The organism is Streptomyces sp. NPDC058877 (genome assembly GCF_042742855.1).
Taxonomy (GTDB): domain Bacteria; phylum Actinomycetota; class Actinomycetes; order Streptomycetales; family Streptomycetaceae; genus Streptomyces.
Genome location: NZ_JBHYMF010000005.1, coordinates 49,573 through 73,326 on the forward strand (window position 1 = coordinate 49,573; position 23,754 = coordinate 73,326).

Consider the following 23,754-nt stretch of genomic DNA (forward strand, 5'->3'; position numbering starts at 1 on the left):
CGGACCGACGAGGTTTTCCACAGGCCGTCCGCACACCCCTTGACGCAGCCGCCGAGCATTGTCACATTCATCAGTGTCAAGTTACGGACGCGTAGCGCAGCCGGGCGCTCACACGGGACGGCGGGTGGCATGGCCTCAGCGATGACTGGCGAACTCTCCGCGGAGTTGCGGGGGTTCAGGGAAGTACAGCGGCTCTCCTACGCGTGCGCGGAAGCCGTCGCAGCGCAGCTCAAGCCAGGGGTAACCGAGCGCGAGGCCGCCCGGATGCAGCGGGAATGGCTGTACGAGCGGGGCGTCCGGGACTGGTTCCACCGGCCGTTCGCCTGGTTCGGGGACCGTACGGCCTTCGTGAACTTCAAGGTTCCGCTGCAGTTCTTCCCCACCAACCGGCGGCTCGAAGCGGGGATGCCCTTCATCCTCGACATGGCCCCGGTCTACCGGGGGTACACGGCCGACATCGGCTACAGCGGCTGTCTGGGCCTCGATCCCCTGCACGACAAGTTGCTCGCCGATCTGGCGGCGCACCGCGAACTGGTCCTGCGCGAGGTCCGCGAGCGCCGCACCTTGCGCGAGATATACGAAGACGTGGACCGGCTCATGGTCCGCCAGGGGTACGCGAACCGCCACCGGGCCTATCCCTTCGGCGTCATCGCCCACAAGATCGACCGGGTGAAGGAGCGTCGCTGGTCGCCTACCCTCTTCGGGTTCGGCACCCAGGCCCTGAAGGGCCTGGCGAGCGACGCCCTGCACGGCCACCGGGACGGCTGGTCGCCGCTCTGGTCGCCGTACACGTTCTCCGACCATCCCCCCGTGCCGGGACTCTGGGCGGTCGAGCCGCACCTCGGATTCCGGGGGACGGGCGCGAAGTTCGAGGAGATCCTGGTCGTCACCGACTCCCAGGACCCCGAGCAGAGCGCGTTTTGGCTGGACGACGATCTGCCGCACGTGCGGCGCTGGAACGAGGGGGCAGTCTGATGGCAGCGCTGACAGGCGCACGGGAGCGTTGGGTCCGGACGGGCGGGATCGAGCTGTGCGTCGCCGAGCTCGGCGACGCGGACCGGCCGACCGTCGTGCTGGTGCACGGCTACCCGGACTCCAAGGAGGTGTGGTCGGAGGTCGCGTACCGGCTGGCCGAGGACTTCCACGTGGTGCTGTACGACGTTCGTGGGCACGGTCGGTCGACGGCACCGGCCCCGCTGCGCGGCGGCTTCACCCTGGAGAAGCTGACCGATGACTTCCTCGCGGTCGCCGACGCCGTGAGCCCGGACCGCCCGGTGCACCTCGTCGGCCACGACTGGGGGTCGGTGCAGTCGTGGGAGTTCGTCACCGTGCCGCGCACGGAGGGCCGGATCGCCTCCTTCACCTCGATGTCGGGACCGTCGCTCGACCACTTCGGACGCTGGATCAAGCAGCGGATGACCCGACCCACACCGCGTCGGATCGGCCAGCTCCTCGGCCAGGGCGCCAAGTCCTGGTACGTGTACATGCTGCACACCCCGGTGCTGCCGGAGCTCGCCTGGCGCGGACCGCTCGGCAAGCGCTGGCCGAAGCTCCTGGAGCGGGTCGAGAAGGTGCCCGCCGGGGACTATCCGACGCCCTCGCTGCCGAACGATGCGGCGCACGGCGCCTGGCTCTACCGGGACAACGTCCGGGCCCGGCTCGGTAGGCCCCGCCCCGACGCCTACGCGCATGTGCCCGTGCAGCTGATCACACCGACCGGAGACTCCTTCCTCTCCGAACGGCTCTATGACGACCTGGGCAGCTGGGTGCCGAGCCTGACGCGACGGACCCTGCCCGCCAAGCACTGGGTGCCGCGCACCCGGCCGGACCAACTGTCGGCGTGGATCGGCTCGTTCGTCCGGACGCACGAGGACGCGACGGCTCCGGCCCCCAAGCCGGTCGCTGCGGCGGGAAGCGGGGTGCGGGCGGAGTACGCGGAGCGGTTCGGTGGCCAACTCGTGCTGGTCACCGGGGCTGCCAGCGGCATCGGCAGGGCCACCGCCTTCGCGTTCGCGGAGGCGGGCGCCCGGGTGGTGGCCGTGGACCGGGATGCCGAAGGCGCGGCCCGCACGGCCGAGATGGCGCGCTTGATCGGCGCCCCGGAAGCCTGGGGCGAGACGGCCGACGTCGCCGACGAGCAGGCGGTGGAGAAGCTGTCCGTCAAGGTGGCGAACGAATACGGCATCGTCGACGTCCTGGTCAACAACGCGGGCATCGGGCTCGCCGGTTCCTTCTTCGACACCTCGGCCGAGGAGTGGAAGCGGGTTCTGGACGTCAATCTGTGGGGTGTGATCCACGGCTGCAGGTTCTTCGGAGCACAGATGACGGCACGCGGTCAGGGCGGTCACATCGTCAACACCGCCTCGGCAGCGGCTTTCCAGCCCTCCCGGGCGCTGCCCGCGTACAGCACCTCGAAAGCGGCGGTGCTCATGCTCAGCGAGTGCCTGCGCGCCGAACTGGCCGACCGGGGAATCGGGGTGTCCGCGATATGCCCCGGCATCGTCAACACCAACATCACGGCAACCACGCGGTTCGCCGGGGTGTCGGACGCGGCGGAGGAGAAGCAGCGCCAGCAGAAGGCTTCGCGGTGGTACGGCTTGCGGAACTACCCTCCGGAGAAGGTCGCGGACGCGATCCTGGGGGCGGTCCTGCACGACCGGGCCGTCGTCCCGGTAACGCCCGAAGCCAGGGGCGCCCACCTGCTGTCCCGGCTCAGTCCGGGAGCCCTGCGGGCCCTTGCCCGCTGGCAGCCGCCCGCGTAGCCGACCAGGGCCGTCGCCCGTCCCGACCTGGCTCCGCCCCCGGTCGGGGGCGGAGCCGGATCGGAACCGGTACGACGCCGGGAGCAGCCCCTCATTGCCGGGCGCGGGGGCGGGGCGGCCCGGGACAGGGAGCCGGCCGAGTCGGGAAGCCGTCCACGGCCTGGCCGGGGTCGTGGACGAGATGACCCGCCGCGCGAACCGGGTCGCAGCACGAGCCGATCCGGAGAGCGGGAGCCGACGGGGGCGATGGGCACGGGCAGCGGTCGTACGATCCCTCTCGGCAAGGCCCCGGCGCCGGGGTGAAGGACGTGGGTGGTGGGAGCGGGTTTGTCCGAGCAGTCAGCACAGCCGGAGTACCGGATCGAGGATCTCGCCCATCACAGCGGGGCCACGGTCCGGACGATCCGCGCTTACCAGGACCGCGGCCTGCTGCCCCGGCCGGAGCGGCGGGGCAGGTCGAACGTGTACGGGGACGCGCACCTCGCACGGCTCCGACAGATCGCCGACCTCCTCGACCGGGGCTACACCCTGGCCTCGATCAAGGAGCTCCTGGACGCCTGGGACACCGGCAGGGGACTCGGAGGGGTGCTCGGCCTGGTCGCGGAGGTCCACGGGCCGTGGACGGACGAGGAGGCGGACCGGATATCCCGTGCGGAGCTGGACGCCCGTTTCGGCGGCACGCCCGACGAGGAGGCCATTCGGGAGGCCGTCGAGCTCGGCGTGCTGGAGCGGCTGCCGGGACGGGAGACCGAGGAGTACCTCGTCCCCAGTCCACAGGAACTGGCGGTGGCTGCCGAGCTGTACGCGGCGGGTGTGCCGCTCACGGCGATCACCGGGCACCTGAGGGAGCTTCGCGGCCAGGTCGAGCACATCGCCTCGCGCTTCCTGGAGTTCACGACCGAGTACGTCTTCGCGCGCTATCTGGAGCACCGACCGCCGACGGACGCGGACGCGGCCGAGGCGGCAACGATGGTGCGCCGCCTCAGGCCTCTCGCACAGCAGACGGTGGACGCCGAACTTGCTCGTGCCATGCGCCTGTTGGCCACCCGACACCTCCAGATCCACCTGTCCCCCGAGCTACGGCCGGCCAAGGAGGAGGAGCCCCGGGCGGTACCCCTGCCCGCGGCAACGATCCGTGCCGTCCAGAGCCTGGTGGGAGCGGAATCGGCCGCAGCCTTCGTCGCCGCCGCAACCGAGCGGGAACTCCACAAAAGAACGCTGGACGTCCTGACCGAGCAGCATCTAAAAACAGGTGAGGCCACGCAAAAGAGCTGAAAGAGTGACTCTCGTTGTCCACAGAATCACCAATTCGCCTGTGGATAACTCGACTTGCCTGTGGATCAAACATGCGTGAGCGGGGAAAATGATGAATGAGCGGCACATGGTGAAGGTGTCGAAGTACCTCTCCAAGCACCTGCGCCATCAACCCGAACGCATCGGACTGGACCTCGACGCACACGGTTGGACCGAGATCGACGCCTTGCTCCGGGCCGCCGCAGAGCACGGCTTCCCGATCACTCGGCAAGAGCTCGACCACGTCGTCGCAGGCGACGACAAGAAGCGCTTCGCGATCGAGGGCACCCGCATCCGTGCCAGTCAGGGCCACACCGTCCCGGTCGACCTGGCCCTACCGACCGCCGAGCCACCCGCGTACCTCTACCACGGGACGGTAGCGGGCCGGCTTCCCGCCATCCGAGCGAAGGGCCTGCTCCCCATGGCCCGCCACGACGTACACCTCTCTTCCGATCGAGCGACCGCGACCAGGGTGGGCGCGCGCCGGGGGCGCCCCGTCGTGCTGAGCATCGACGCCGGGGCCATGCGGCGGGCCGGGCACGACTTCCGCGTCAGCGCCAACGGGGTCTGGCTGACCTCGACCGTGCCGCCGGAGTTCATCCGCTTCCCCGACTGATCCACCCGTCCCCCTCCCACCGTTCCTTCCGCGCCCCTCCTGAGGCAGGATCGATTCCATGGCTCACCCCCACCTGCCCAGCACGGAAGCAGTCGTCACCGCGATCCGGGAGATTGCCCGGGAGTTCCATCTGGGCATCGAGGTGACCGACGACATCGGCGTCGACCAGATCTCCCGACGCACCTCCGGCGACGCGTTCGCCGTGTTCGACCCCGACGGCTCCCTACCGCACGAGGCCCTCGTCGAACTGGGCGGCTCTCCTTCCGTGACCGTTCGCGTCTTCTCCGAGGACGATGCATTGATCACCGTGGACGGCATCGCCTTCGCCGACGTGCCGCGCGATGCCGTCCCCGCCTTCCTCCGCTCGGTCCACGGCGGCCTCGCCCATGTGAAGGGCCGGTTCTTCCCGCCCGGCTGGTGGCTGGTCGTGCCGTTGGCCGGCGACGAGACCTACAAGGAACTCGTTCCGGGTGCCCTGCTCAGTCCCTGGATGAGCAGTCGGGTGCGCTGAACAGGCGTGATCGCGGCCCTCCGGCCGAACGGCGTCCAGCCCGCGAGTCCCGCGCCTCCCGCCCCGGCCGTCCGCCGGTTCGTCGGAGGGGTGCGGACTGCTCCGGCGGGTGCACTGCCCGAAGGCCATGGCCTTCGGTTCCCTCCCTGCTGCGCCCCGCAATCACCGCACTCCGTCGCAGGGGCGAGCGGAGCCGTCAGTCGCCCGAGCCCGATCGGATCACGACCTCGACGTCACGACCGGAACGGCGACCCTGCGCCACGACCTGGGGCAGACCCGCGAGGACATCGCCCACGAGTACCGGCTCCCGTGCGGGGTGGGTGGCTCCGGCCCACTCGCATTCCGGGCACAACACCATGCGGAGGCTCGCGACCCATGTCCCGTACGGCGCACCGCAGGAGTCGCACTCCTCGCTTCGCCGGCCCGTGACCATGCCCAGCCCTCCTCGGAGACGCCGTCAGCTCCCGGGAGCATTCCCCATCTCCCGGAAAACGAACGGATGTTTACGGCCATGTCCGGGCACACCGGCGGCCGGCCCTACCACCGGTCGCGGTCAGCCCGGTCCAGCCCGCAACAGAACGACACGGAAGGAACTCCTAGGGCTGCGGTCCCACCGTCACCAACCGCACGGACCGTCCGGAGATCCCCAGGGAGATGCCCTGCCGAGAATTCAGGCTCATATGTGCGGCTCCTCGCACGCCCGTGCGCCGGGTACGGAAGAATGGGGAGGTGACCTCTCCCCGCTCCATGCTCTCCTCCACCCCGGCGGCCCGACTGATCGCCACCGACCTCGACGGCACGCTGCTCCGTGACGACAAGTCCGTCTCCGAGCGCACGATCGCCGCGCTCGCGGCGGCCGAGCGGGCCGGGATCGAGGTCTTCTTCGTCACCGGCCGTCCGGCCCGCTGGATGGACGTCGTCAGCGACCACGTCCACGGACACGGCCTGGCGATCTGCGCCAACGGGGCAGCGGTCGTCGACCTCCACTCAGGAGGCACCTTCCTGGAGGTCCGTCCGCTGGAGCGACCGGTCGCACTCGACGTCGTCGAAGCCCTGCGCACCGCGGCACCGGGCACGTCCTTCGCCGTCGAGCTCACCACCGGCATCCACTACGAGCCGCACTACCCGCCCTTCTTCCTCGACCCCGGTGCCACCGTGGCCACCGCCGAAAAGCTCCTCTTCGAGGAGGAGCCCCACTCCGCGGCCCCCGTGCTCAAGCTGCTCGCCCAGCACTCCGAGCTCGACCCCGATGCGTTCCTCTCGATCGCGCGGGAAGCCGCGGGCGACCGCGCCGCCTTCACCCGGTCCAGCCCGACCGCCCTCATCGAGGTCAGTGCGCTCGGCGTCTCCAAGGCCTCCACCCTGGCCCTGTGCTGCGCCGAGCGCGGCATCACCGCCGAAGAGGTCGTCGCCTTCGGCGACATGCCCAACGACATCGAGATGCTGAGCTGGGCCGGCCGCTCGTACGCCATGGGCAACGCCCATCCCGATGTCATCAGCGCCGCGTCCGGTCGTACCGTCGGCAACAACGAGGACGGCGTCGCCGTCATCATCGAGCAGCTCGTCGCCGAAACCCTGTCCGCCAGCGCTTGAGGCGTCGTCCCTCGTAGTCGTCCCTCGAAAAGGGTCAGGTCGTCCCTCGGAAAGGGTCAGAGGGGGGCCTCCCACACCACCGCCGTGCCGCCACCGTCCTCGCCCAGACCAGGGCCGCACCAACTGGCTCCGCCCAGCGACTCGGCCCGCCGGGCGAGGTTGCGCAGGCCGCTGCGCCGCCCGCCCGCCGGAAGGCCGACGCCGTCGTCGGAGACCGTGAGGCGTACCCCGGCGGAGCCGTCGGGCAAGGTCACACCAGCGTCGACGACCACCTCGATCCGGCTCGCCTCCGCATGTCGGAACGCGTTGGAGAGCGCTTCTCGCAGCGCAGCGATGAGGTTCTTGCCGGTGAGTTCGCCCACCGTCGCATCGATCGCCCCGAGGAAGCGGTGCGCAGGTTTGAAGCCGAGCGGCACGGCCGCCATGTTGATCTCGCGCAGCACTCGGGTACGAAGCCCCGACGGTGCCTCGGCCGGTCCCTGCTGGAGCGCGAAGATCGCCGTACGAATCTCCTGGATGGTCACGTCCAGCTCGTCCACGGCCTTGCCCACGCCCTCCCGCACGGCCGGCACTATCGACCTGCGCTGCGCGCTCTCCAGCATCATGCCGGTGGCAAAGAGCCGCTGGATGACCAGGTCGTGCAGGTCACGGGCGATCCGGTCGCGGTCCTCGTACACGGCGAGACGCTCCCGGTCGCGCTGTGCATCGGCCATCATCAGCGCGAGCGCCGCCTGGGAGGCGAACTGGGTGGCCAAGGTCCGCTCGGCCTCCGTGAACGGGCGGGCCCCCCTCACCCGGGGCGTGGCGAGTGCGCCGAGCACCCGTCCGCCGCTCTGCAGCGGCAGCATCATGCTCGGCCCGTACGCAGAGGTGAACCGGCTGTTCATGCGGGGATCCGTGGATGCATCGGCCACGAAGACCGCTTCGCCCTCCAGGAGTTCCTTCACCACGGCGCTCTCGGACGGAAGCACCACGCCCAAGGACTTCGTGGGCCGCGGTGAGGAGACGGCAACGATCTCCAGCCCGCCCTCCTCGGCGGGAAGCAACACGATCCCGGCGTCCGCATCGGCGAGCCGGCGGGCCTGTTCGGCGACGACCGTGAGGGCGTCGTCCGCGTCACCGCCGGAAAGCAGCGCCGTGGTGACGGCGACCGATCCGTCGATCCAGCGTTCGCGCTGGCGGGCGGCCTCGTACAAGCGGGCGTTGCCGATCGCGATGCCGGCCTCGGTGGCGAGGACCCGGACCATGTGGACGTCATAGTCGTTGAACTCGCCTCCCCCGTGCTTCTCCGCGAGGTACAGGTTGCCGAAGATCTCGCCCTGGACCCGGATGGGGACGCCGAGGAAGGTCCGCATCGGCGGGTGGCCGGGCGGGAAGCCAGCGGCGCGCGGGTCCTCGGCGAGATCGGCGAGGCGAATGGTCTGCGGATCCCGGATCAACGCACCGAGGAGTCCTGCGTGGCCGTCGGGGCGGCGCCCGATCCTGCGGGCCGCCTCCTCGTCGACGCCGAAGGTGACGAAGTCGGAGAGGCCTTCGCCCTCGTCGTCGACGACGCCGATCGCGGCGTAGCGGGCGTCTGCGAGCTCGGCAGCGGTCTCGCAGATGCGGTCGAGGGTCGAGTGGAGTTCAAGCCCGGTGCCGACCGAACGCATCGCCTCCAGAAGCTGTGGCACACGGGCGGTGAGCTCGGTGGACAGCCCCTGGAGGCTGCGGGTGGCCTGAGTGGCGGCTTCCAGGGGGTCCGGAGACTCGGACGCGGCGGCGGTCATGCCCCGACCCTATTAAGTCCTATTTGACGAGAAAAGTCGGCTGTTCGAAATCGCGCCTCCCGGCCCGGTGAGGAGATCGGCCTCCACCTCCTGCTCCAGCATCCGGCGCAGCGGGCCGTCCACCGCTGCGAGCTCGGCGTACGGGCCGCGCTGCACGGTTCTGCCACCGTCGAGGACCAGCACCTCGTCGACCGCGTCGAGCCCGTGCAGTCGATGAGTGATGAGAAGGGTGGTACGGCCCTCGGTGGCCCGGAGCAGGTCATCGGTGAGAGCGTCGGCCGTAGCCAGGTCCAGGTGCTCGGCAGGCTCGTCGAGGACGAGGACCGGGAAGTCCGCGAGGAGGGCCCGGGCAAGCGCGAGGCGCTGCCGCTGACCGCCGGAGATCCGGGACCCGTGCTCACCCACGAGGGTGTCGAGCCCGTCGGGCAGCCCGTCCACCCAGTCGAGCAGCCGGGCCCTTCGCAGCACCTCACGGAGTTCCCCGTCCTCCGCCCCGACCTTGGCGAGCCGCAGGTTCTCACGGATGGAACTGTCGAAGAGATGGGCGTCCTGGGCACAGAGCCCGACGAACCGTCGCACCTCGTCGCCGTCGAGTTCCCGGGCCGCTGTGCCGCCGATCCGGTACGTGCCGTGCTCCACGTCCAGGAACCGGAGGAGCACATGGGCGAGCGTGGTCTTGCCGGATCCAGAGGCACCGACCACCGCGATGCGACGCCCGGCCTCCAGGGTGAGCCGGAATCCGTCGAGCGCGGGCCGGTCCTGCCCGGGGTGCCGAGCCGACAGCCCCGCCAACTCCAGCGGAAACGGGCTTGCCGGAGGAGCAGCGGGCGTCCGCGGCTCCGGTACGGGAACCGGAGCGTCCAGCACCTCGAAGACCCGCTCTGCGCTGCGCTTGACGCGCTGCCGGTACTGCACGGCGAGCGGTAGCCCGGTGACGGCCTCGAAAGCGGCGAGCGGCGTCAGGACCACCACGGCAAGGGCGACTCCATCCAGCCGCCCGTCCGCCACGGCCCGGACTCCCACGAGGGCGGCGGCGACGACCGTCAGACCACAGACCAGGGTCGAGAGCCCAGCACCGAGCGCCGTGGCCGCGGCCTGCCTGGCGGCGAGGGAAGTGAGGGTGCGATCGGCGGCCCGCGTCCGCTCGACCCGGTCCCGGAGCGCACCGGCCACCGTTAGTTCGGCGCAGCCGCGCAGCAGATCGGCCACGGCGGTCGCCAGGGTGCCGCGTGCGGGAGCGAGCCGCTGCTCGGCCCGGCGGGCGAGGGCCCCGCCCGCCGCCGGCACGGCGATGCCCGCGACCAACAGGCCCGTGGCGAGGACGGCGCCGGCCTCGGGAAGCAGCCATGCGGTGAACCCCGCCGAGGCGATGCCCACGATGAACGCGGCACCCACCGGGAGCACCCACCGAAGCCAGTAGTCCTGGAGCGCATCGACGTCCTGGACGAGCCGGGCCAGGAGGTCGCCCCGGCGCGTTCGGCGCAATCCGGCCGGAGCGATCCGCTCCAGACGCCGGTAGACGTCGACCCGAAGACCGGCGAGCATCCGCAGGACGGCATCGTGCGAGACGAGCCGCTCGGCGTACCGGAAGACCGCCCGTCCGATGCCGAAGGCACGCGTGGCCGTGACGGCCATCATCAGATAGAGCACGGGCGGCTGCTCGGAGGCCCGTGAGATGAGCCAGCCGGAGACGGCCATCAGTCCCACGGCAGATCCGAGGGCGAGGCTGCCGAGGAGCAGGGCGAGCGCCATGCGTCCCTTGAGCTCCCCTGCCGTCGCCCGCACGCGCGCGAACACGGGCCGTCCCGCCCCGGGAGGGTGCTCCCCGGACCGGGGCGCCGACTTCGGCTCTGCCTCCTCGCTCCGTACGGGGGCGCCCCCCGGTGAAACGGGCGGCCGAGGACCCGCAGCAAGCCCTCCGGCGCTTTCCGCCGGCCCCGCGCCCGCCACCGTCACCACCCGGTCCGCGACGGCGAGCAGCGCCGGCCGGTGCACCACGAGCAGCACCGTCCGCCCCACCGCGAGACGGCGGACCGCATCGACCACTCCTGCTTCCGTCTCCCCGTCCAGAGCGGCCGTCGGTTCGTCGAGCAGAAGCAGCGGCCGGTCTGCCAGGAACGCGCGGGCGAGCGCGAGGCGCTGCCGCTGCCCCGCCGAAAGTCCCGCGCCGTCCTCACCGAGGACCGTGTCGAGCCCCTGCGGCAAACCCGCGACGAACCCGTCCGCACCCGCGTCCCGCAAGGCATCCCGCACCGCCTCGTCGGTGGCATCGGGCCGGGCGAGCCGTACGTTCTCGGCGATCGTCCCCGCGAAGAGGTACGGCCGCTGTGGCACCCATGCGATCCGGGCCCGCCACTCCTCGGGGTCCAGCGCCCCCAGGTCGATGCCTCCGACCCGTACCGCACCCCCCGCCTCCGGCACTGCGAACCCCAACACCACGTCCAGCAGAGTCGACTTGCCGGCGCCGCTCGGACCCACCAGGGCCACCGTCTCGCCCGGTTCGACCGTCAGCGTCATCGCGGCGAGCGAGGGTTCGGTGCGCCCCGGGTGCCGTACGGTCACGCCGTCGAGCTCCAGGCGCACGGAGGACGGAACGGCTTCCGTGCCCCCGCTCCTTGCCGGCTGCTCCAGTACCTCGAAGATCTCTTCCGCAGCCGCGAGGCCCTCTGCAGCTGCGTGGTACTGCGCCCCCACCTGTCGCAGCGGAAGGTACGCCTCGGGTGCCAGGATCAGGATGACGAGCCCGGTGTACAGGTCGAGGTCACCGTGGACGAGTCGCATGCCGATGGTCACGGCCACGAGCGCGACCGACAGGGTCGCGAGCAGTTCGAGGGCGAAGGAGGAGAGGAAGGCGATCCGCAGGGTGCGCATCGTCGCTCGGCGGTACTCACCGGTGATCGCCCGGATCGACTCGGCCTGGGCCTTCGCCCTGCCGAAGATCCTGAGGGTGGGAAGACCGGAGACCACATCGAGGAAGTGCCCGGAGAGCCGTGAGAGCAGCTTCCACTGCCGGTCCATTCGGGCCTGGGTGTACCAACCGATGAGGATCATGAAGACCGGGATGAGCGGCAGCGTGACGACGATGATCGCCGCCGAGACCCAGTCCTCGGTGACGATCCGCGCCAGGACCGCCAACGGCACCACCACGGCGAGGCCGAGCTGAGGAAGGTAGCGGGCGAAGTAGTCGTCGAGGGCGTCCACGCCCCGTGTGGCGAGGGCGATCAGCGATCCGGTCTTCTGGCCGCTCAGCCACCCCGGCCCCAGCTCCGCCGCCCGACCGAGGAGCCGTCCCCGGAGCTCCGACTTGACCGCGGCGCTCGCCCGATGGGCGGCGAGTTCGGTCGACCAGGAGACGAGCCCCCGCGCCACCGCGATCCCGGCGAGTGTCAGCAGGGGAGTGGTCAGAGCGGAAACCGACCGGCCCTGCTGGAAGGCCCCCACCACGATCTCGGCGATGAGCATCGCCTGGGCGACGACCAGCGCCGCTCCGACGAGGCCGAGCACGACCACCGCAATCAGAAAGAGACGGGTGGCCCTGGCGTACCGGAGCAGGCGCGGATCGATCGGTTTCACGTGAAACATGCCCCTCGAGTGAGCGTCTGCCCTAGTGGGCGTCAGCGATGTGCTGCGTGCCGATGCGCTTGCGGAACACCCAGTAGGTCCAGCTCTGATAGAGCAGCACCAGTGGGGTGGCGATCGCCGCGCACCAGGTCATGATCTTGAGCGTGTACGGGCTCGACGATGCGTTCGTCACGGTGAGGCTCCACTCGGAGTTGAGCGAAGACGGCATGACGTTCGGGAAGAGCGCCAGGAAGAGCATCGCCACCGCGGCAGCGATGGTCACGCCCGAGAGCGCGAACGACCAGCCCTCGCGCCCGGCCCTGATCGTTCCGATCGCACCGACGAGCGCCACCACGGCGACCAGCATCGCCACGAGGCTCCAGCCACCACCCGATTCGACCTGCGTCCAGAGCAGGAAGACCAGTGCGAGCACCGCCGTGACGAGGCCCAGTCCGAACGCGAGCGCCCGCGCCCTGGCCCGGATGTCACCGACCGTCTTGAGCGCGGCGAAGACCGCGCCGTGGAAGGTGAACAGGGTGAGCGTGACCAGACCGCCGAGGAGTGCGTACGGGTTGAGCAGGTCCCAGAAGGTGCCGACGTACTCCATGTCGGCGTCGATCTTCACGCCCCGGACGATGTTGCCGAAGGCCACGCCCCAGAGGAGTGCGGGGATCAGCGAGGTCCAGAAGATGGCCTGCTCCCAGTTGCGCTGCCAGTTCTCCTCGGGCCGCTTCACCCGGTACTCAAAGGCGACGCCCCGGACGATCAAACAGATCAGGATGATCAGCAGCGGCAGGTAGAAGCCGGAGAACAGCGTCGCGTACCACTCGGGGAAGGCGGCGAAGGTCGCGCCGCCGGCGGTGAGCAACCACACCTCGTTGCCGTCCCAGACGGGTCCGATGGTGTTGATGAGGACCCGCTTCTCAGCCCGGTCGCGGGCGAGCAGCTTGGTCAGGATTCCGACCCCGAAGTCAAACCCTTCGAGGAAGAAGTAGCCGATCCAGAGGACGGCGATGAGTACGAACCAGACGTCGTGGAGTTCCATGCCTCGATCTCCTGGGCCTCAGTACGAGAAGGCCATGGGCCGGTCGGGGTCGCGGGGGTCCCCGCCGATCTTGGTGGGCGGGTTGAGGTCGTCCTCCGTGAGTTCCGGCGGGCCCGCCTTGACGTACTTGACGAGCAACTTGACCTCGATGACGGCGAGCACCGCGTAGAGGGTGGTGAATACGATCATCGATGTGAGCACCTCGGCCTGGGAGACACCGGGGGAGACCGCGTCACGGGTGCGCAGCACGCCGTAGACGACCCAGGGCTGGCGGCCCATCTCGGTGAAGATCCAGCCCCAGGAGTTGGCGATCAGCGGAAACGCCATGGTCCAGAGGGCGACGATCCAGTACCACTTGCCCCAGCGGGGGCTGAGCGCCTTCTGCCGGAACAAGACCAGGTTCGGCACCTCGTCCTCACCGGTCCGCAGCCCGGGCGCCAGCATGAACTTCTTCCGGGTCAGCCAGAGGCCCAGCATGCCGATGGCCAGCGAGGCCATGCCGAATCCGATCATCCAGCGGAAGCCCCAGTAGGCGACGGGGATGTTGGGCCGGTAGTCGCCGGGACCGAACTTCTCCTGCTCTGCCTTGTTGACGTCGTTGATGCCGGGGACGTACGAGTCGAAGTCGTCGTTGGCGAGGAAGGACAGCAGGCCCGGGATCTCTATGGCCACCTTGTTGTGGCCCTTCTCGACGTCGCCGTAGGCGAAGACGGAGAAGGGGGCGGGTGCTTCGCCGTCCCACAGGGCCTCGGCAGCCGCCATCTTCATCGGCTGCTGCTTGAACATCACCTTGCCGAGCAGGTCGCCGCTGATGGCGGTGCCGAGGCCAGCGATGATCAAGGTGATCAGACCGAGCCTCAGCGAGGTCCGCATCACCGGGATGTGCTTCTTGCGCGCCAGGTGGAAGGCGGCGATGCCCACCATGAACGCACCGCCCACCAGGAACGCCGCAGTGATCGTGTGGAAGAACTGGGTGAGCGCGGTGTTCTGGGTGAGGACGTGCCAGAAGTCGGTGAGCTCCGCCCGGCCGCGCTCCTCGTTGATGCGGTAGCCGACGGGGTGCTGCATCCAGGAGTTGGCAGCCAGGATGAAGTACGCGGAGAGGATGGTGCCGATCGACACCATCCAGATGCAGGCGAGGTGGATCTTCTTCGGCAGCTTGTCCCAGCCGAAGATCCACAGGCCGATGAAGGTCGACTCGAAGAAGAAGGCGATGAGCGCCTCGAAGGCCAGCGGGGCACCGAAGATGTCGCCGACGAAACGCGAATAGTCCGACCAGTTCATGCCGAACTGGAACTCCTGCACGATTCCGGTCACCACGCCCATGGCGATGTTGATCAGGAAGAGCTTGCCCCAGAACTTCGTCGCCCTGAGGTACTTCTCCTTCTCCGTCCGCACCCAGGCGGTCTGGAGCCCGGCAGTGAGGGCGGCGAGGGAGATCGTCAGGGGCACGAACAGGAAGTGGTAGACGGTCGTGATGCCGAACTGCCAGCGCGCCAGAGTCTCTGGCGCTAGAGCGAGGTCCACGTCGTTTTCTCCTTACATCGCCGTGGTCACATCGGCAGTTTGCCCCGCTTGACCCTCATGTTTCGGGATGAACCGGGACACGCTTGTGAACGCGTTCACATTCACAAGCATTATGACTCATGCGAAATCCGTACCTTCAACTGGGGCCCCACAGGAAGCCGCCCCTTCCCGGGGTCTTCAACATATTGTTGAATTCGGGGCATGGCACTTCGGATGCGCATCAGCTGGCCGGCCGGACACACCACGGCGACCCTTGAGGAGACCCCCACGAGCACGTCGCTCGCGGGGGTCCTCCCGTTCTCCTCAACCGCCCGGACCTGGGGCGAGGAGGTCTACTTCGACACCCCGGTCTCCGCCCCCGTCGAGGACGGCGCACGCCAGGTCGTCGAGCCCGGCACCGTGGCCTTCTGGACGGAGGGCGACGCACTCGCCCTCCCCTACGGCCCGACCCCGATCTCACGGGGTGCGGAATGCCGGCTCGCCAGTCCGTGCAACCTCCTCGGCACACTCGACGAAGATCCTCGGATCCTGGCCACCGTCAGGGACGGCGACCCGATCCGGGTGGAACTCGCATCGAACTGATCAGCCCTTGCGGAAGCCCTCCGCCGCCTTCAGGAACAGATCGTTCGCCTCCGCCTCACCGATCGTGACGCGCACGCCCTCCCCCGCGAACGGCCGCACCATCACGCCGTGCCGCTCGCACTCCGCCGCGAAGTCCATGGTCCGCTCGCCGAGCCGCAGCCAGACGAAGTTCGCCTGGGTGTCCGCCACGGTCCAGCCCTGGGCCACGAGCCCCGCATGGACCCGCTCGCGCTCGGCCACCAACGAGCCGACCCGACCGAGCAGTTCGTCCTCGGCCCGCAGCGACGCGACCGCCGCGTCCTGCGCCAGCTGGCTCACGCCGAACGGCACGGCCGTCTTGCGCAGCGCCGCAGCCACCGGCTCATGGGCGACCGCGAAGCCGACCCGCAGGCCGGCGAGGCCGTAGGCCTTCGAGAAGGTCCGCAGCACCGCCACGTTCGGCCGGTCGCGGTAGAGCTCGATCCCGTCCGGGATCTCGGTGTCGCGCACGAACTCGCGGTACGCCTCGTCGATCACCACCAGGACGTCGGAGGGCACCCGGTCGAGGAAGCGCTCCAACTCCTGCCTGCGGACCGCGGTGCCCGTGGGGTTGTTGGGGTTGCAGACGAAGATCAGCCGGGTCTTGTCGGTGATCGCCTCGGCCATCGCGTCGAGGTCGTGCACCTCGCCCTCGGTCAGCGGAACCTGGACCGAGGTGGCCCCGCTGATCTGGGTGATGATCGGGTACGCCTCGAAGGAGCGCCAGGCGTAGATCACCTCGTCACCCGGGCCCGAGGTGGCCTGGAGCAGCGACTGGGCGACGCCGACCGAACCGGTGCCGGTGGCCAGGTGCGAGACGGGCACGCCGAAGCGGTTCGCCAGCTCCTCCATCAGCCCGCTGCAGGCCATGTCCGGGTAACGGTTGAAGCTCTCGGCTGCGGCCAGCGTCGTTTCCATCACCCCCGGCAGCGGCGGATAGGGGTTCTCGTTGGAGGACAGCTTGAACGCCACGGGGCCGCCCGCGGCAGCGGGCTTGCCCGGCTTGTAGGTGGGGACGCCGTCCAGCTCGGCACGCAGCCTGGGGCTGCCGGTCCTCGTCCCGCTGGTCTCGCTCACAGTGTGGCCTCCTCGACCATCCGTACCGCCAATACTCCTCACCTTAAGAGGATTCGCCTCCTGTGCGAATGGGCTGTGGACAACAGGAGGGACACGCCGCGGCCACGGCCCGTCCGCCCGCCCACCCGAGGGGAGCGCGTGAGCGGATGGCGCGCGCCGGTAGCGAGCGCCGTGGCGCGCATCCCTCGTAAAGGTGAGTTGAGACCTCTTCGAGACCTCGCACCCTCGCCAGGCTTATGCCATCCGATGGACATGAATCACATGCAAAAGCCATCAACTACCTTTGATTTCATATCCATTGAGCTTTATCAGCCATGCAGAAACGTGCCTGTCAATGCCTGCCTATGCGGCCCTCTCGACCAGCCCTCATCGCCCTACTATCGGCTCGCCATGACAGCAGTAGGGAAGCATCAGGTGAGCCGGGCACAGACCCGCGGGAACCGGCAGGGCCGGGCAGGCATCCGGGACGTGGCCGCCGCCGCCGGGGTCTCGATCACAACCGTCTCCGACGCGCTCAACGGCAAGGGCCGACTCCCGGACGCCACCCGCCGCCACGTCCGCGAGGTCGCCGACCGGTTGGGCTACCGCCCGTCCGCGGCGGCCCGCACGCTCCGTACCGGCAAGTCGGGACTCATCGGCCTGACCGTGACCACGTACGGGGATGAACCTTTCACCTTCACCGAATTCGCGTACTTCGCGGAGATGGCCAGAGCAGCCACATCGGCGGCACTCGCCCGGGGGTACGCCCTGGTCATCCTCCCCGCCACCTCCCGCCATGACGTCTGGTCGAACGTCGCACTCGACGGCACCGTCGTCATCGACCCCTCCGACCACGACCCGGTCGTCACCGAACTGGTCCGACAGGGGCTACCCGTCGTCTCCGACGGGCGCCCCGCAGGCACCCTTCCGGTCACCGCATGGGTCGACAACGACCACGAAGCCGCCGTCCTCGACCTGCTCGACCACCTCGCCGATGCCGGCGCCCGCCGGATCGGCCTCCTCACCGGAACCACCACCGACACCTACACCCGGCTGTCCACCACCGCGTACCTCCACTGGTGCAAGCGGGTGGGTCAGGACCCCGTCTACGAGGCCTACCCGGCGCACGACCCGTGCGCGGGCGCCGTCGCGGCCGACCGGCTGCTCGCCCGCCCGGATCGACCCGACGCCGTATACGGCCTCTTCGACCCCAACGGCACCGACCTGCTCGCCGCCGCACGCCGCTACGGCCTGCGCGTCCCCGATGACCTGCTGCTGGTCTGTTGCAGCGAGTCGACCGTCTACGCCACCACCGAACCGCCCATCACGACGCTCTCCCTCAAACCGCGCCGGATCGGCACGGCCGTCGTCCAGCTCCTCATCGACGCCATCGAGGGGATCGACAACGACGGGCCGGTCGAGCGGGTGATACCGACCGAACTGATCGTCCGCACCTCCTCGCAGCGGCGCTCGCCGCGCACCACGGTCAGCCCACCGCGCTCGCCCTCCAACGACTGACCACGGGGCCGGCGATACCCGCTCCGCCGTCCTCGCCCCTGCCCGTGGGCGAGGCCGGCGAAACCGGTCAACGGACCGGCTCCTCCCCTGGACTGGACCTTCTCAATTCGGGCGAAACAACCGGTTAACCCGGAGTGGACCCGGATTCATCACCCCTGGTGCGTCACACAGGAGGACCCTCATTCCTATGATGGGCGGACGACACCGCGGACCACCCCGACCAGGCCGGTCCGCGATGTGCAGGGCATCGCGACGGTGGTGGAGGGGTCGATGACTCAGGGGGCCGGTCAGGAACCCGTGGCGCACACGGCGACGCTGCGTGACTTCCGCGTAGCGCCGTACGCCCGCGTACCCGTGCAGGGACACGCCGTCGAGCCGCCGGTCCCGGAGGAAGCGCTGCCCGCGGCATCCCCCGCCGAGGCCGTCCCGGTGCCGGCCGCTCCGCTCGGAGCGCCCCCGGCCCCCTTCGCGCCCTCCGTTCCGTCCGCGCACCTGCCCGTCGACCCGACCCTCCAGTTGGGGCGCCGCGTCACCCAGGCGTACGACGCCGCTCCGGCCCGTTCCTCCATCATCGCCGTCGCCACCGGTCACCCGGGCAATGCCTTCCCCGAAGGAGAGGTGCCCGAGGGGTACACCCCGACCGAGCGCGACCTGCCGATCATCAGCCGTGGCGACACCGTGCAGATCGAGGTCGCTCCCGAGCCGGCCCCCGAGCGCTCGAACGGCGACGGCCCCGGTCCCCTCTACGTCGTCGGGGACGTCCACGGATACCTCGACGAACTCCTCGCCGCCCTGCGCGCCCAGGGCCTCATCGACGAGAACGCCAACTGGGCCGCTGGCAACGCCCGGCTCTGGTTCCTCGGTGACTTCACCGACCGGGGTCCCGACGGCATCGGCGTCATCGACCTCGTGATGCGGCTCTCCGCAGAGGCCGCCGCCGCAGGCGGGTACTGCAAGGCCCTCATGGGCAACCACGAGCTGTTGCTCATCGGCGCGAAGCGCTTCGGCGACACCCCCGTCAACTCCGGTGCCGGCACCGCCACCTTCCAGGCCGCCTGGTTGCTCAACGGCGGACAGAAGCAGGACATGGACCGTCTGGAAGACGTCCACCTCCAGTGGATGTCCCGACTGGACGCCGTGGTGGAGGAGGACGACCACCTCCTCGTGCACTCCGACACCACCGCGTACCTCGAATACGGCGAGACCATCGAGGACGTCAACGAAACGGTCCACGAGATCATCAACCGGAACGAAGCGGACGAGGTCTGGGACCTCTTCCGGAAGTTCACCAAGCGCTTCGCGTTCCGCGACGACGCCGGCCCCCAGGCCGTCCAGGAACTCCTGTCGACCTACGGCGGCCGACGGATCGTGCATGGCCACAGCCCCATCCCGTACCTCCTCGGCCAGGTCGGCACGGAGGACGGAGAGGACAGCACGGACCCGGTCGTCGACGGACCGCACGTCTATGCCGACGGTCTGGCGATCGCCATGGACGGCGGAGTGACCATGGCCGGAAAGCTACTGGTCGTCCAACTCCCGCTGAACAGATGACGCATAACCCTGCGCATCCGGGGAAGTCGATTTCCGGAAACACCCTGTCAGGCCGCGGCGTCACCGCAATACCATCGGGTCATCCGTAGCAGGCTCTCCTCCGTTTCCGCTCGGCCAGCCGTTCCCACGGCCGATCCGGGCCTACGGAGCATCGGGGGATGCACATGAACGTGGCTCCGCACCTGCTGACCGAGGACCGCTCCGAGTACGAGCGCATCCTCGACGACGCACTGAGCACCGCACACGCACGTCCGGATCTCGACGGGGTCGGAACGCGGCTCACGGTCGCCCAACTGCGCTCCATGGCCATGAATGCGACAGCGCTGATCACCACCGCAGCCGCAAGCGAGTACGGCCACTTCGTGAAGGTGCGCGAGCAGAACCGTGCGGCCCTCAGGACCCGCAGAGCCGGTGCGGACCCCGTTCACGGCGTCGGCGCCATGGCCGTCGTCACCGTGATGGTGCCCGTCCTCGGGGGCACGACCGCCGCGATCCTGCTGGTGGTCGGGGCGGTCCTGCACGCCTTCGCCCCCACCACGGTCTTCGGCGAGACCCTGCTGACGGCCGGCTTGGTCTTCGCCGCCCTCGCCGCCGCCGGTCTGCTCTGCGCGGGCATCGGCCTCCTGCTGACCGCCCTGCGCAACAGCCCTGCCGCAGTGGACGGAACCGCTGCGGTCGACGACGAGCTCTCGCTCGCCCGGGAGGCCTGGCGCCACGCCCTCCTGGAGCGCGGCATGCTCCCCTTCTTCCGCGACGCCCTCGCCGCGACCACCCCGCCGGACGGAACCCAGCCCTGAGAACGAGCGGTCGGCCCCTCGCGACAAGGAGCCGGGTCACGCTTCCGCAGAGCCGGGCCGTCACCCCACCGGGCATGCGCACGACGGGGCCGCCGGGGCGTGTTGTGCACTCGACTCCGTCCGCCCGGAGGACGGGCCGGTGAGGGGCTTCGCGACGCGCCCGGGCGACGAACGGCGAAACGCCGCCCCGGGGACGAGGACCTCAGGGGCGGCGCCGTGTCCGGGTCAGTCCGCCAGCGGCAGGTAGACGCGGTTGCCGCTCGCCGCGAACTCCTTGGACTTCTCCAGCATCCCGGCCTCGATCTCCTCCGGGGTGGCGTCCGCTTCCCCGCCGAACTGTTCGGTGATGCTCCTGCTGATCTTCATCGAGCAGAACTTCGGACCGCACATCGAACAGAAGTGCGCGGTCTTCGCGGGCTCCGCGGGAAGCGTCTCGTCGTGGTACTCCCGCGCGGTGTCCGGGTCGAGCGCCAGGTTGAACTGGTCCTCCCAACGGAACTCGAACCGCGCGTCCGAGAGCGCGTCGTCCCACTCCTGTGCGCCCGGGTGCCCCTTGGCGAGATCGGCCGCGTGCGCCGCGATCTTGTACGTGATGACGCCCGTCTTCACGTCGTCCTTGTTCGGCAGGCCCAGGTGCTCCTTGGGCGTGACGTAGCAGAGCATCGCGGTGCCCCACCAGGCGATCATCGCCGCGCCGATGCCCGAGGTGATGTGGTCGTACGCGGGCGCGACGTCCGTGGTGAGCGGGCCGAGCGTGTAGAACGGCGCCTCCTCGCAGATCTCCTGCTGGAGGTCGATGTTCTCCTTGATCTTGTGCATCGGGACGTGGCCCGGGCCCTCGATCATCGTCTGCACGTTGTGCCGCTTGGCGATCGTGTTCAGCTCACCCAGCGTGCGCAGCTCCGCGAACTGCGCATCGTCGTTGGCGTCCGCGATCGAGCCGGGACGCAGGCCGTCGCCGAGCGAGTAGGTGACGTCGTACGCCGCCAGGATCTCGCAGAGCTCCTCGAAGTTCGTGTAGAGGAAGTTCTCCTTGTGGTGCGCGAGGCACCAAGCAGCCATGATCGAACCACCGCGGGAGACGATGCCGGTCTTGCGGCGTGCGGTGAGCGGCACGTAGGGCAGCAGCACGCCGGCGTGCACCGTCATGTAGTCGACGCCCTGCTCGGCCTGCTCGATGACCGTGTCCTTGTAGATCTCCCAGGTCAGCTCCTCGGCCTTGCCGTCGACCTTCTCCAGCGCCTGGTAGAGCGGCACGGTTCCGATCGGCACGGGCGAGTTCCGCAGCACCCATTCGCGGGTGGTGTGGATGTTGCGACCGGTGGACAGGTCCATGACCGTGTCGGCACCCCAGCGGGTCGCCCAGGTCATCTTCTCCACCTCCTCCTCGATGGAGGAGGTGACGGCGGAGTTGCCGATGTTGGCGTTGACCTTCACCAGGAACCGCTTGCCGATGATCATCGGCTCGATCTCCGGGTGGTTGACGTTCGCCGGCAAGACGGCGCGGCCCGCGGCGATCTCCTCCCGTACGACCTCGGGGGAGACGTTCTCGCGGATCGCCACGTACTCCATCTCCGGGGTGACCTCACCCCGGCGGGCGTACGCGAGCTGGGTCACCGCCTGCCCCTCCCGTCCCCGGCGCGGCAGGCGCGGGCGGCCGGGGAAGACGGCATCGAGGTTCTTCAGCCCCCCGCCCCGCGGAGAGGTGTGCTTGATGCCGTCGTCCTCGGGGCGGACCGGACGGCCCGCGTACTCTTCGGTGTCGCCGCGCGCGATGATCCAGTTCTCGCGCAGCGGGGAAAGGCCCCGCCGGACATCGGTGTCGATGGCGGGGTCGGTGTACGGACCGGACGTGTCGTACAGGGTGACGTCCTTGCCGTTGGTGAGGTGCACCTGCCGGACGGGCACCCGGAGGTCGGGGCGGGAGCCCTCGATGTACCCCTTGTGCCAGCCCGGCGTGCGCTCGCCCTGGTCGTTCTGGTCGGAGGCAGGCGTGCGTGCATCCTGAATGGTCATGAGACCGATCTCCCTACGCCGGCATTACCCGGTAACAGGTTCGGCGGTCGGCGCAGCCTCTTCCCGTACGGACATCGGTCCGTACGTACGGTGATCAGCGCCCTCTCAGCCCGGTGCTCCGAGCTCCCGCGTGTGCAAAGGTGGCACCACGCTAGCGTCATTCCGGGCGTGCTGAACAGTGGGCCCCCGCGCGTTCTTGCGATGATCGGTCGGTGACTTCCCCCCAGCGCACCCCCGAACCTCATGGCCACGGGCACTCCCACGCCCACGGCCACGGTCCCGCCGAGCCCGTCTCACGGCATCTGCGCAAGGTGATCGCCGCGGTTCTGATCCCCTTCGCCACCGCGGTCGCGGTGGGGCTGGTGGTCCTGTGGCCGGGCGGCACCCCGGCGCACGAGCGCACCGGGGTCGGCTTCGACCGGCAGACCCAACAGGGCGAGGTCGTCTCCGTCGAGCGCGTCGACTGCGCGGACGTGAACGCCGCCCAGGTCCCGCCGACCGGCGACACCTCCACGCCGGAGGGCCGCGAGGCGGTCAACGCGCAACAGGGGCAGTGCAAGAAGGCGACCGTGAAGGTGACCACCGGCCCGGACGAGGGGCGCACCTTCGTCGAGATCGTGCAGCCGGACGCGCCGCGCCAACTACACGAGGGACAGGGCGTGGTGGTGGCGTACGCCCCTGACGCCCCGCACGACCTGCAGTACTCGGTGACCGATGTGAACCGGAAACTGCCGATGGCACTCCTCGCCGGCATCTTCGCCGTGGCGGTCGTGGTGGTCGGCCGGATGCGGGGGGTGATGGCGCTCATCGCGCTGGCCGTGAGCTTCCTGGTGCTGACGCTCTTCATCCTGCCGGCCATCCTGCAGGGATCGAATCCACTGGTCGTGGCGGTGGTCGGGTCGAGTGCGATCATGCTGATCGCGCTCTACATGTGCCACGGCCTGTCGGCCCGCACCTCGGTCGCGGTGCTCGGCACGCTGATCTCGCTGCTGCTGATCGGTCTGCTCGGCTCGCTCTTCATCGACTGGGCCGCGCTCAGCGGGAACACCGATGACAACACCGGTTTGATCCACGGCCTGTACCCGGAGATCGACATGTCCGGTCTGCTGCTGGCCGGGGTCATCATCGGCTCGCTCGGCGTACTGGACGACGTGACGGTGACCCAGACCTCTGCCGTCTGGGAACTGCACCAGGCGGATCCGGGCATGGGTCCGCGCGGCCTTTACCGGGCCGGCATCAGGATCGGCCGCGACCACATCGCCTCGGTCGTGAACACGCTGGTCCTCGCGTATGCGGGTGCGGCCCTGCCGCTCCTGCTGCTCTTCTCCATCGCGCAGAGCAGCATGGGGACGGTGGCCAACAGCGAGTTGGTGGCCGAGGAGATCGTCCGGACGCTGGTGGGATCGATCGGGTTGGTGGCGTCCGTGCCGGTCACCACGGCGCTCGCGGCCCTGGTCGTCTCCGCGGACCGACCGGGCTCCGAGGGGGGGAAGCCCGCGGCGGCTCGGCGGGGCAGGCGGCGCCGCGCCAAGTAGGGGG

The 23,754-nt window shown here is 69.7% G+C and carries 18 protein-coding genes and 1 riboswitch; of the genes, 11 read left to right on the forward strand and 7 right to left on the reverse strand.

Going from position 1 to position 23,754, the window contains the following annotated elements; all coding sequences use genetic code 11:
* Positions 1–141: 141 nt before the first annotated feature.
* The 5 genes from ACFW2Y_RS02480 to ACFW2Y_RS02500 all read left to right on the forward strand — a co-directional run bounded on the left by ACFW2Y_RS02480 (position 142) and on the right by ACFW2Y_RS02500 (position 5,182).
* Positions 142–975 (forward strand): M24 family metallopeptidase, encoded by an 834-nt coding sequence (locus ACFW2Y_RS02480; protein ID WP_384872347.1) that lies wholly within the window; start codon positions 142–144, stop codon positions 973–975.
* The gene (locus ACFW2Y_RS02485; protein WP_384872350.1) at positions 975–2,762 is read left to right on the forward strand and encodes an SDR family oxidoreductase; all 1,788 of its coding nucleotides are present in this window, start codon (positions 975–977) and stop codon (positions 2,760–2,762) included. Before ACFW2Y_RS02480 ends, ACFW2Y_RS02485 begins: the two co-directional genes overlap by 1 nt.
* Before the next feature lie 312 nt (positions 2,763–3,074).
* Positions 3,075–4,037, forward strand: a complete 963-nt coding sequence (locus tag ACFW2Y_RS02490) for a MerR family transcriptional regulator (RefSeq protein WP_384872353.1) — start codon at positions 3,075–3,077, stop codon at positions 4,035–4,037.
* Positions 4,038–4,128: 91 nt separating this feature from the next.
* Complete coding sequence (locus tag ACFW2Y_RS02495) at positions 4,129–4,671, forward strand: RNA 2'-phosphotransferase (protein ID WP_384872355.1); 543 nt, start codon at positions 4,129–4,131, stop codon at positions 4,669–4,671.
* Positions 4,672–4,729: 58 nt separating this feature from the next.
* Positions 4,730–5,182: a hypothetical protein gene (locus ACFW2Y_RS02500; protein WP_384872358.1), complete on the forward strand. Its 453-nt coding sequence runs from the start codon at positions 4,730–4,732 to the stop codon at positions 5,180–5,182.
* 196 nt (positions 5,183–5,378) lie between these two features.
* Here the strand turns inward: ACFW2Y_RS02500 and ACFW2Y_RS02505 are convergent, their stop codons facing one another.
* On the reverse strand, positions 5,379–5,615 hold the full coding sequence (locus tag ACFW2Y_RS02505) for a hypothetical protein (protein WP_384872361.1): 237 nt from the start codon (positions 5,613–5,615) through the stop codon (positions 5,379–5,381).
* A gap of 314 nt (positions 5,616–5,929) precedes the next feature.
* On the opposite strand from ACFW2Y_RS02505, the gene ACFW2Y_RS02510 reads away from it, so the two are divergent.
* Positions 5,930–6,775 carry a Cof-type HAD-IIB family hydrolase gene (locus ACFW2Y_RS02510; RefSeq protein WP_384872432.1) on the forward strand — a complete coding sequence of 282 codons (846 nt, stop codon included), beginning with the start codon at positions 5,930–5,932 and terminating at the stop codon, positions 6,773–6,775.
* Between the two features lie 56 nt (positions 6,776–6,831).
* Here ACFW2Y_RS02510 and ACFW2Y_RS02515 read toward each other — a convergent pair whose 3' ends face one another.
* The 4 genes from ACFW2Y_RS02515 to ACFW2Y_RS02530 are packed head-to-tail and all read right to left on the reverse strand — an operon-like array spanning position 6,832 to position 14,677.
* The gene (locus tag ACFW2Y_RS02515) at positions 6,832–8,544 is read right to left on the reverse strand and encodes a GAF domain-containing sensor histidine kinase (RefSeq protein ID WP_384872362.1); all 1,713 of its coding nucleotides are present in this window, start codon (positions 8,542–8,544) and stop codon (positions 6,832–6,834) included.
* Between the two features lie 12 nt (positions 8,545–8,556).
* A complete protein-coding gene (gene cydD / locus ACFW2Y_RS02520; RefSeq protein WP_384872365.1) occupies positions 8,557–12,117 on the reverse strand; it encodes a thiol reductant ABC exporter subunit CydD in 3,561 nt (1,186 codons plus the stop codon).
* 31 nt (positions 12,118–12,148) lie between these two features.
* Complete coding sequence (gene cydB, locus ACFW2Y_RS02525; protein ID WP_384872368.1) at positions 12,149–13,150, reverse strand: cytochrome d ubiquinol oxidase subunit II; 1,002 nt, start codon at positions 13,148–13,150, stop codon at positions 12,149–12,151.
* Positions 13,151–13,168: 18 nt separating this feature from the next.
* Positions 13,169–14,677 (reverse strand): cytochrome ubiquinol oxidase subunit I, encoded by a 1,509-nt coding sequence (locus ACFW2Y_RS02530; protein ID WP_384872371.1) that lies wholly within the window; start codon positions 14,675–14,677, stop codon positions 13,169–13,171.
* A gap of 201 nt (positions 14,678–14,878) precedes the next feature.
* On the opposite strand from ACFW2Y_RS02530, the gene ACFW2Y_RS02535 reads away from it, so the two are divergent.
* On the forward strand, positions 14,879–15,259 hold the full coding sequence (locus ACFW2Y_RS02535) for a cyclophilin-like fold protein (RefSeq protein ID WP_384872374.1): 381 nt from the start codon (positions 14,879–14,881) through the stop codon (positions 15,257–15,259).
* On the opposite strand, the gene hisC is transcribed toward ACFW2Y_RS02535, so the two are convergent.
* Positions 15,260–16,354 carry a histidinol-phosphate transaminase gene (hisC, locus tag ACFW2Y_RS02540; protein ID WP_384872377.1) on the reverse strand — a complete coding sequence of 365 codons (1,095 nt, stop codon included), beginning with the start codon at positions 16,352–16,354 and terminating at the stop codon, positions 15,260–15,262.
* Between the two features lie 390 nt (positions 16,355–16,744).
* On the opposite strand from hisC, the gene ACFW2Y_RS02545 reads away from it, so the two are divergent.
* From ACFW2Y_RS02545 to ACFW2Y_RS02555, 3 genes are all read left to right on the forward strand, one after another.
* Positions 16,745–17,851 carry a LacI family DNA-binding transcriptional regulator gene (locus ACFW2Y_RS02545; RefSeq protein WP_384872380.1) on the forward strand — a complete coding sequence of 369 codons (1,107 nt, stop codon included), beginning with the start codon at positions 16,745–16,747 and terminating at the stop codon, positions 17,849–17,851.
* Positions 17,852–18,121: 270 nt separating this feature from the next.
* The gene (locus ACFW2Y_RS02550) at positions 18,122–19,402 is read left to right on the forward strand and encodes a metallophosphoesterase (protein WP_384872382.1); all 1,281 of its coding nucleotides are present in this window, start codon (positions 18,122–18,124) and stop codon (positions 19,400–19,402) included.
* A gap of 158 nt (positions 19,403–19,560) precedes the next feature.
* The gene (locus ACFW2Y_RS02555; RefSeq protein WP_384872385.1) at positions 19,561–20,199 is read left to right on the forward strand and encodes a hypothetical protein; all 639 of its coding nucleotides are present in this window, start codon (positions 19,561–19,563) and stop codon (positions 20,197–20,199) included.
* A gap of 225 nt (positions 20,200–20,424) precedes the next feature.
* Here the strand turns inward: ACFW2Y_RS02555 and thiC are convergent, their stop codons facing one another.
* Complete coding sequence (gene thiC, locus ACFW2Y_RS02560) at positions 20,425–22,215, reverse strand: phosphomethylpyrimidine synthase ThiC (RefSeq protein WP_384872388.1); 1,791 nt, start codon at positions 22,213–22,215, stop codon at positions 20,425–20,427.
* Positions 22,209–22,355: riboswitch (TPP riboswitch) on the reverse strand. (Overlaps the previous gene by 7 nt.)
* A 72-nt stretch (positions 22,356–22,427) precedes the next feature.
* Between thiC and ACFW2Y_RS02565 the strand changes: the two genes are divergently transcribed.
* Positions 22,428–23,750, forward strand: a complete 1,323-nt coding sequence (locus tag ACFW2Y_RS02565) for a YibE/F family protein (RefSeq protein ID WP_384872391.1) — start codon at positions 22,428–22,430, stop codon at positions 23,748–23,750.
* Positions 23,751–23,754: the final 4 nt, after the last annotated feature.

Coding starts and splice junctions, on each gene's coding strand:
- ACFW2Y_RS02480 (WP_384872347.1), top strand. CDS start 142: ATGACTGGCGAACTCTCCGCGGAGTTGCGGGGGTTCAGGGAAGTACAG.
- ACFW2Y_RS02485 (WP_384872350.1), top strand. CDS start 975: ATGGCAGCGCTGACAGGCGCACGGGAGCGTTGGGTCCGGACGGGCGGG.
- ACFW2Y_RS02495 (WP_384872355.1), top strand. CDS start 4,129: ATGAATGAGCGGCACATGGTGAAGGTGTCGAAGTACCTCTCCAAGCAC.
- ACFW2Y_RS02500 (WP_384872358.1), top strand. CDS start 4,730: ATGGCTCACCCCCACCTGCCCAGCACGGAAGCAGTCGTCACCGCGATC.
- ACFW2Y_RS02505 (WP_384872361.1), bottom strand. CDS start 5,615: ATGGTCACGGGCCGGCGAAGCGAGGAGTGCGACTCCTGCGGTGCGCCG.
- ACFW2Y_RS02510 (WP_384872432.1), top strand. CDS start 5,930: ATGCTCTCCTCCACCCCGGCGGCCCGACTGATCGCCACCGACCTCGAC.
- ACFW2Y_RS02515 (WP_384872362.1), bottom strand. CDS start 8,544: ATGACCGCCGCCGCGTCCGAGTCTCCGGACCCCCTGGAAGCCGCCACT.
- cydB (WP_384872368.1), bottom strand. CDS start 13,150: ATGGAACTCCACGACGTCTGGTTCGTACTCATCGCCGTCCTCTGGATC.
- ACFW2Y_RS02535 (WP_384872374.1), top strand. CDS start 14,879: ATGGCACTTCGGATGCGCATCAGCTGGCCGGCCGGACACACCACGGCG.
- ACFW2Y_RS02545 (WP_384872380.1), top strand. CDS start 16,745: ATGACAGCAGTAGGGAAGCATCAGGTGAGCCGGGCACAGACCCGCGGG.
- ACFW2Y_RS02550 (WP_384872382.1), top strand. CDS start 18,122: ATGACTCAGGGGGCCGGTCAGGAACCCGTGGCGCACACGGCGACGCTG.
- ACFW2Y_RS02555 (WP_384872385.1), top strand. CDS start 19,561: ATGCACATGAACGTGGCTCCGCACCTGCTGACCGAGGACCGCTCCGAG.
- thiC (WP_384872388.1), bottom strand. CDS start 22,215: ATGACCATTCAGGATGCACGCACGCCTGCCTCCGACCAGAACGACCAG.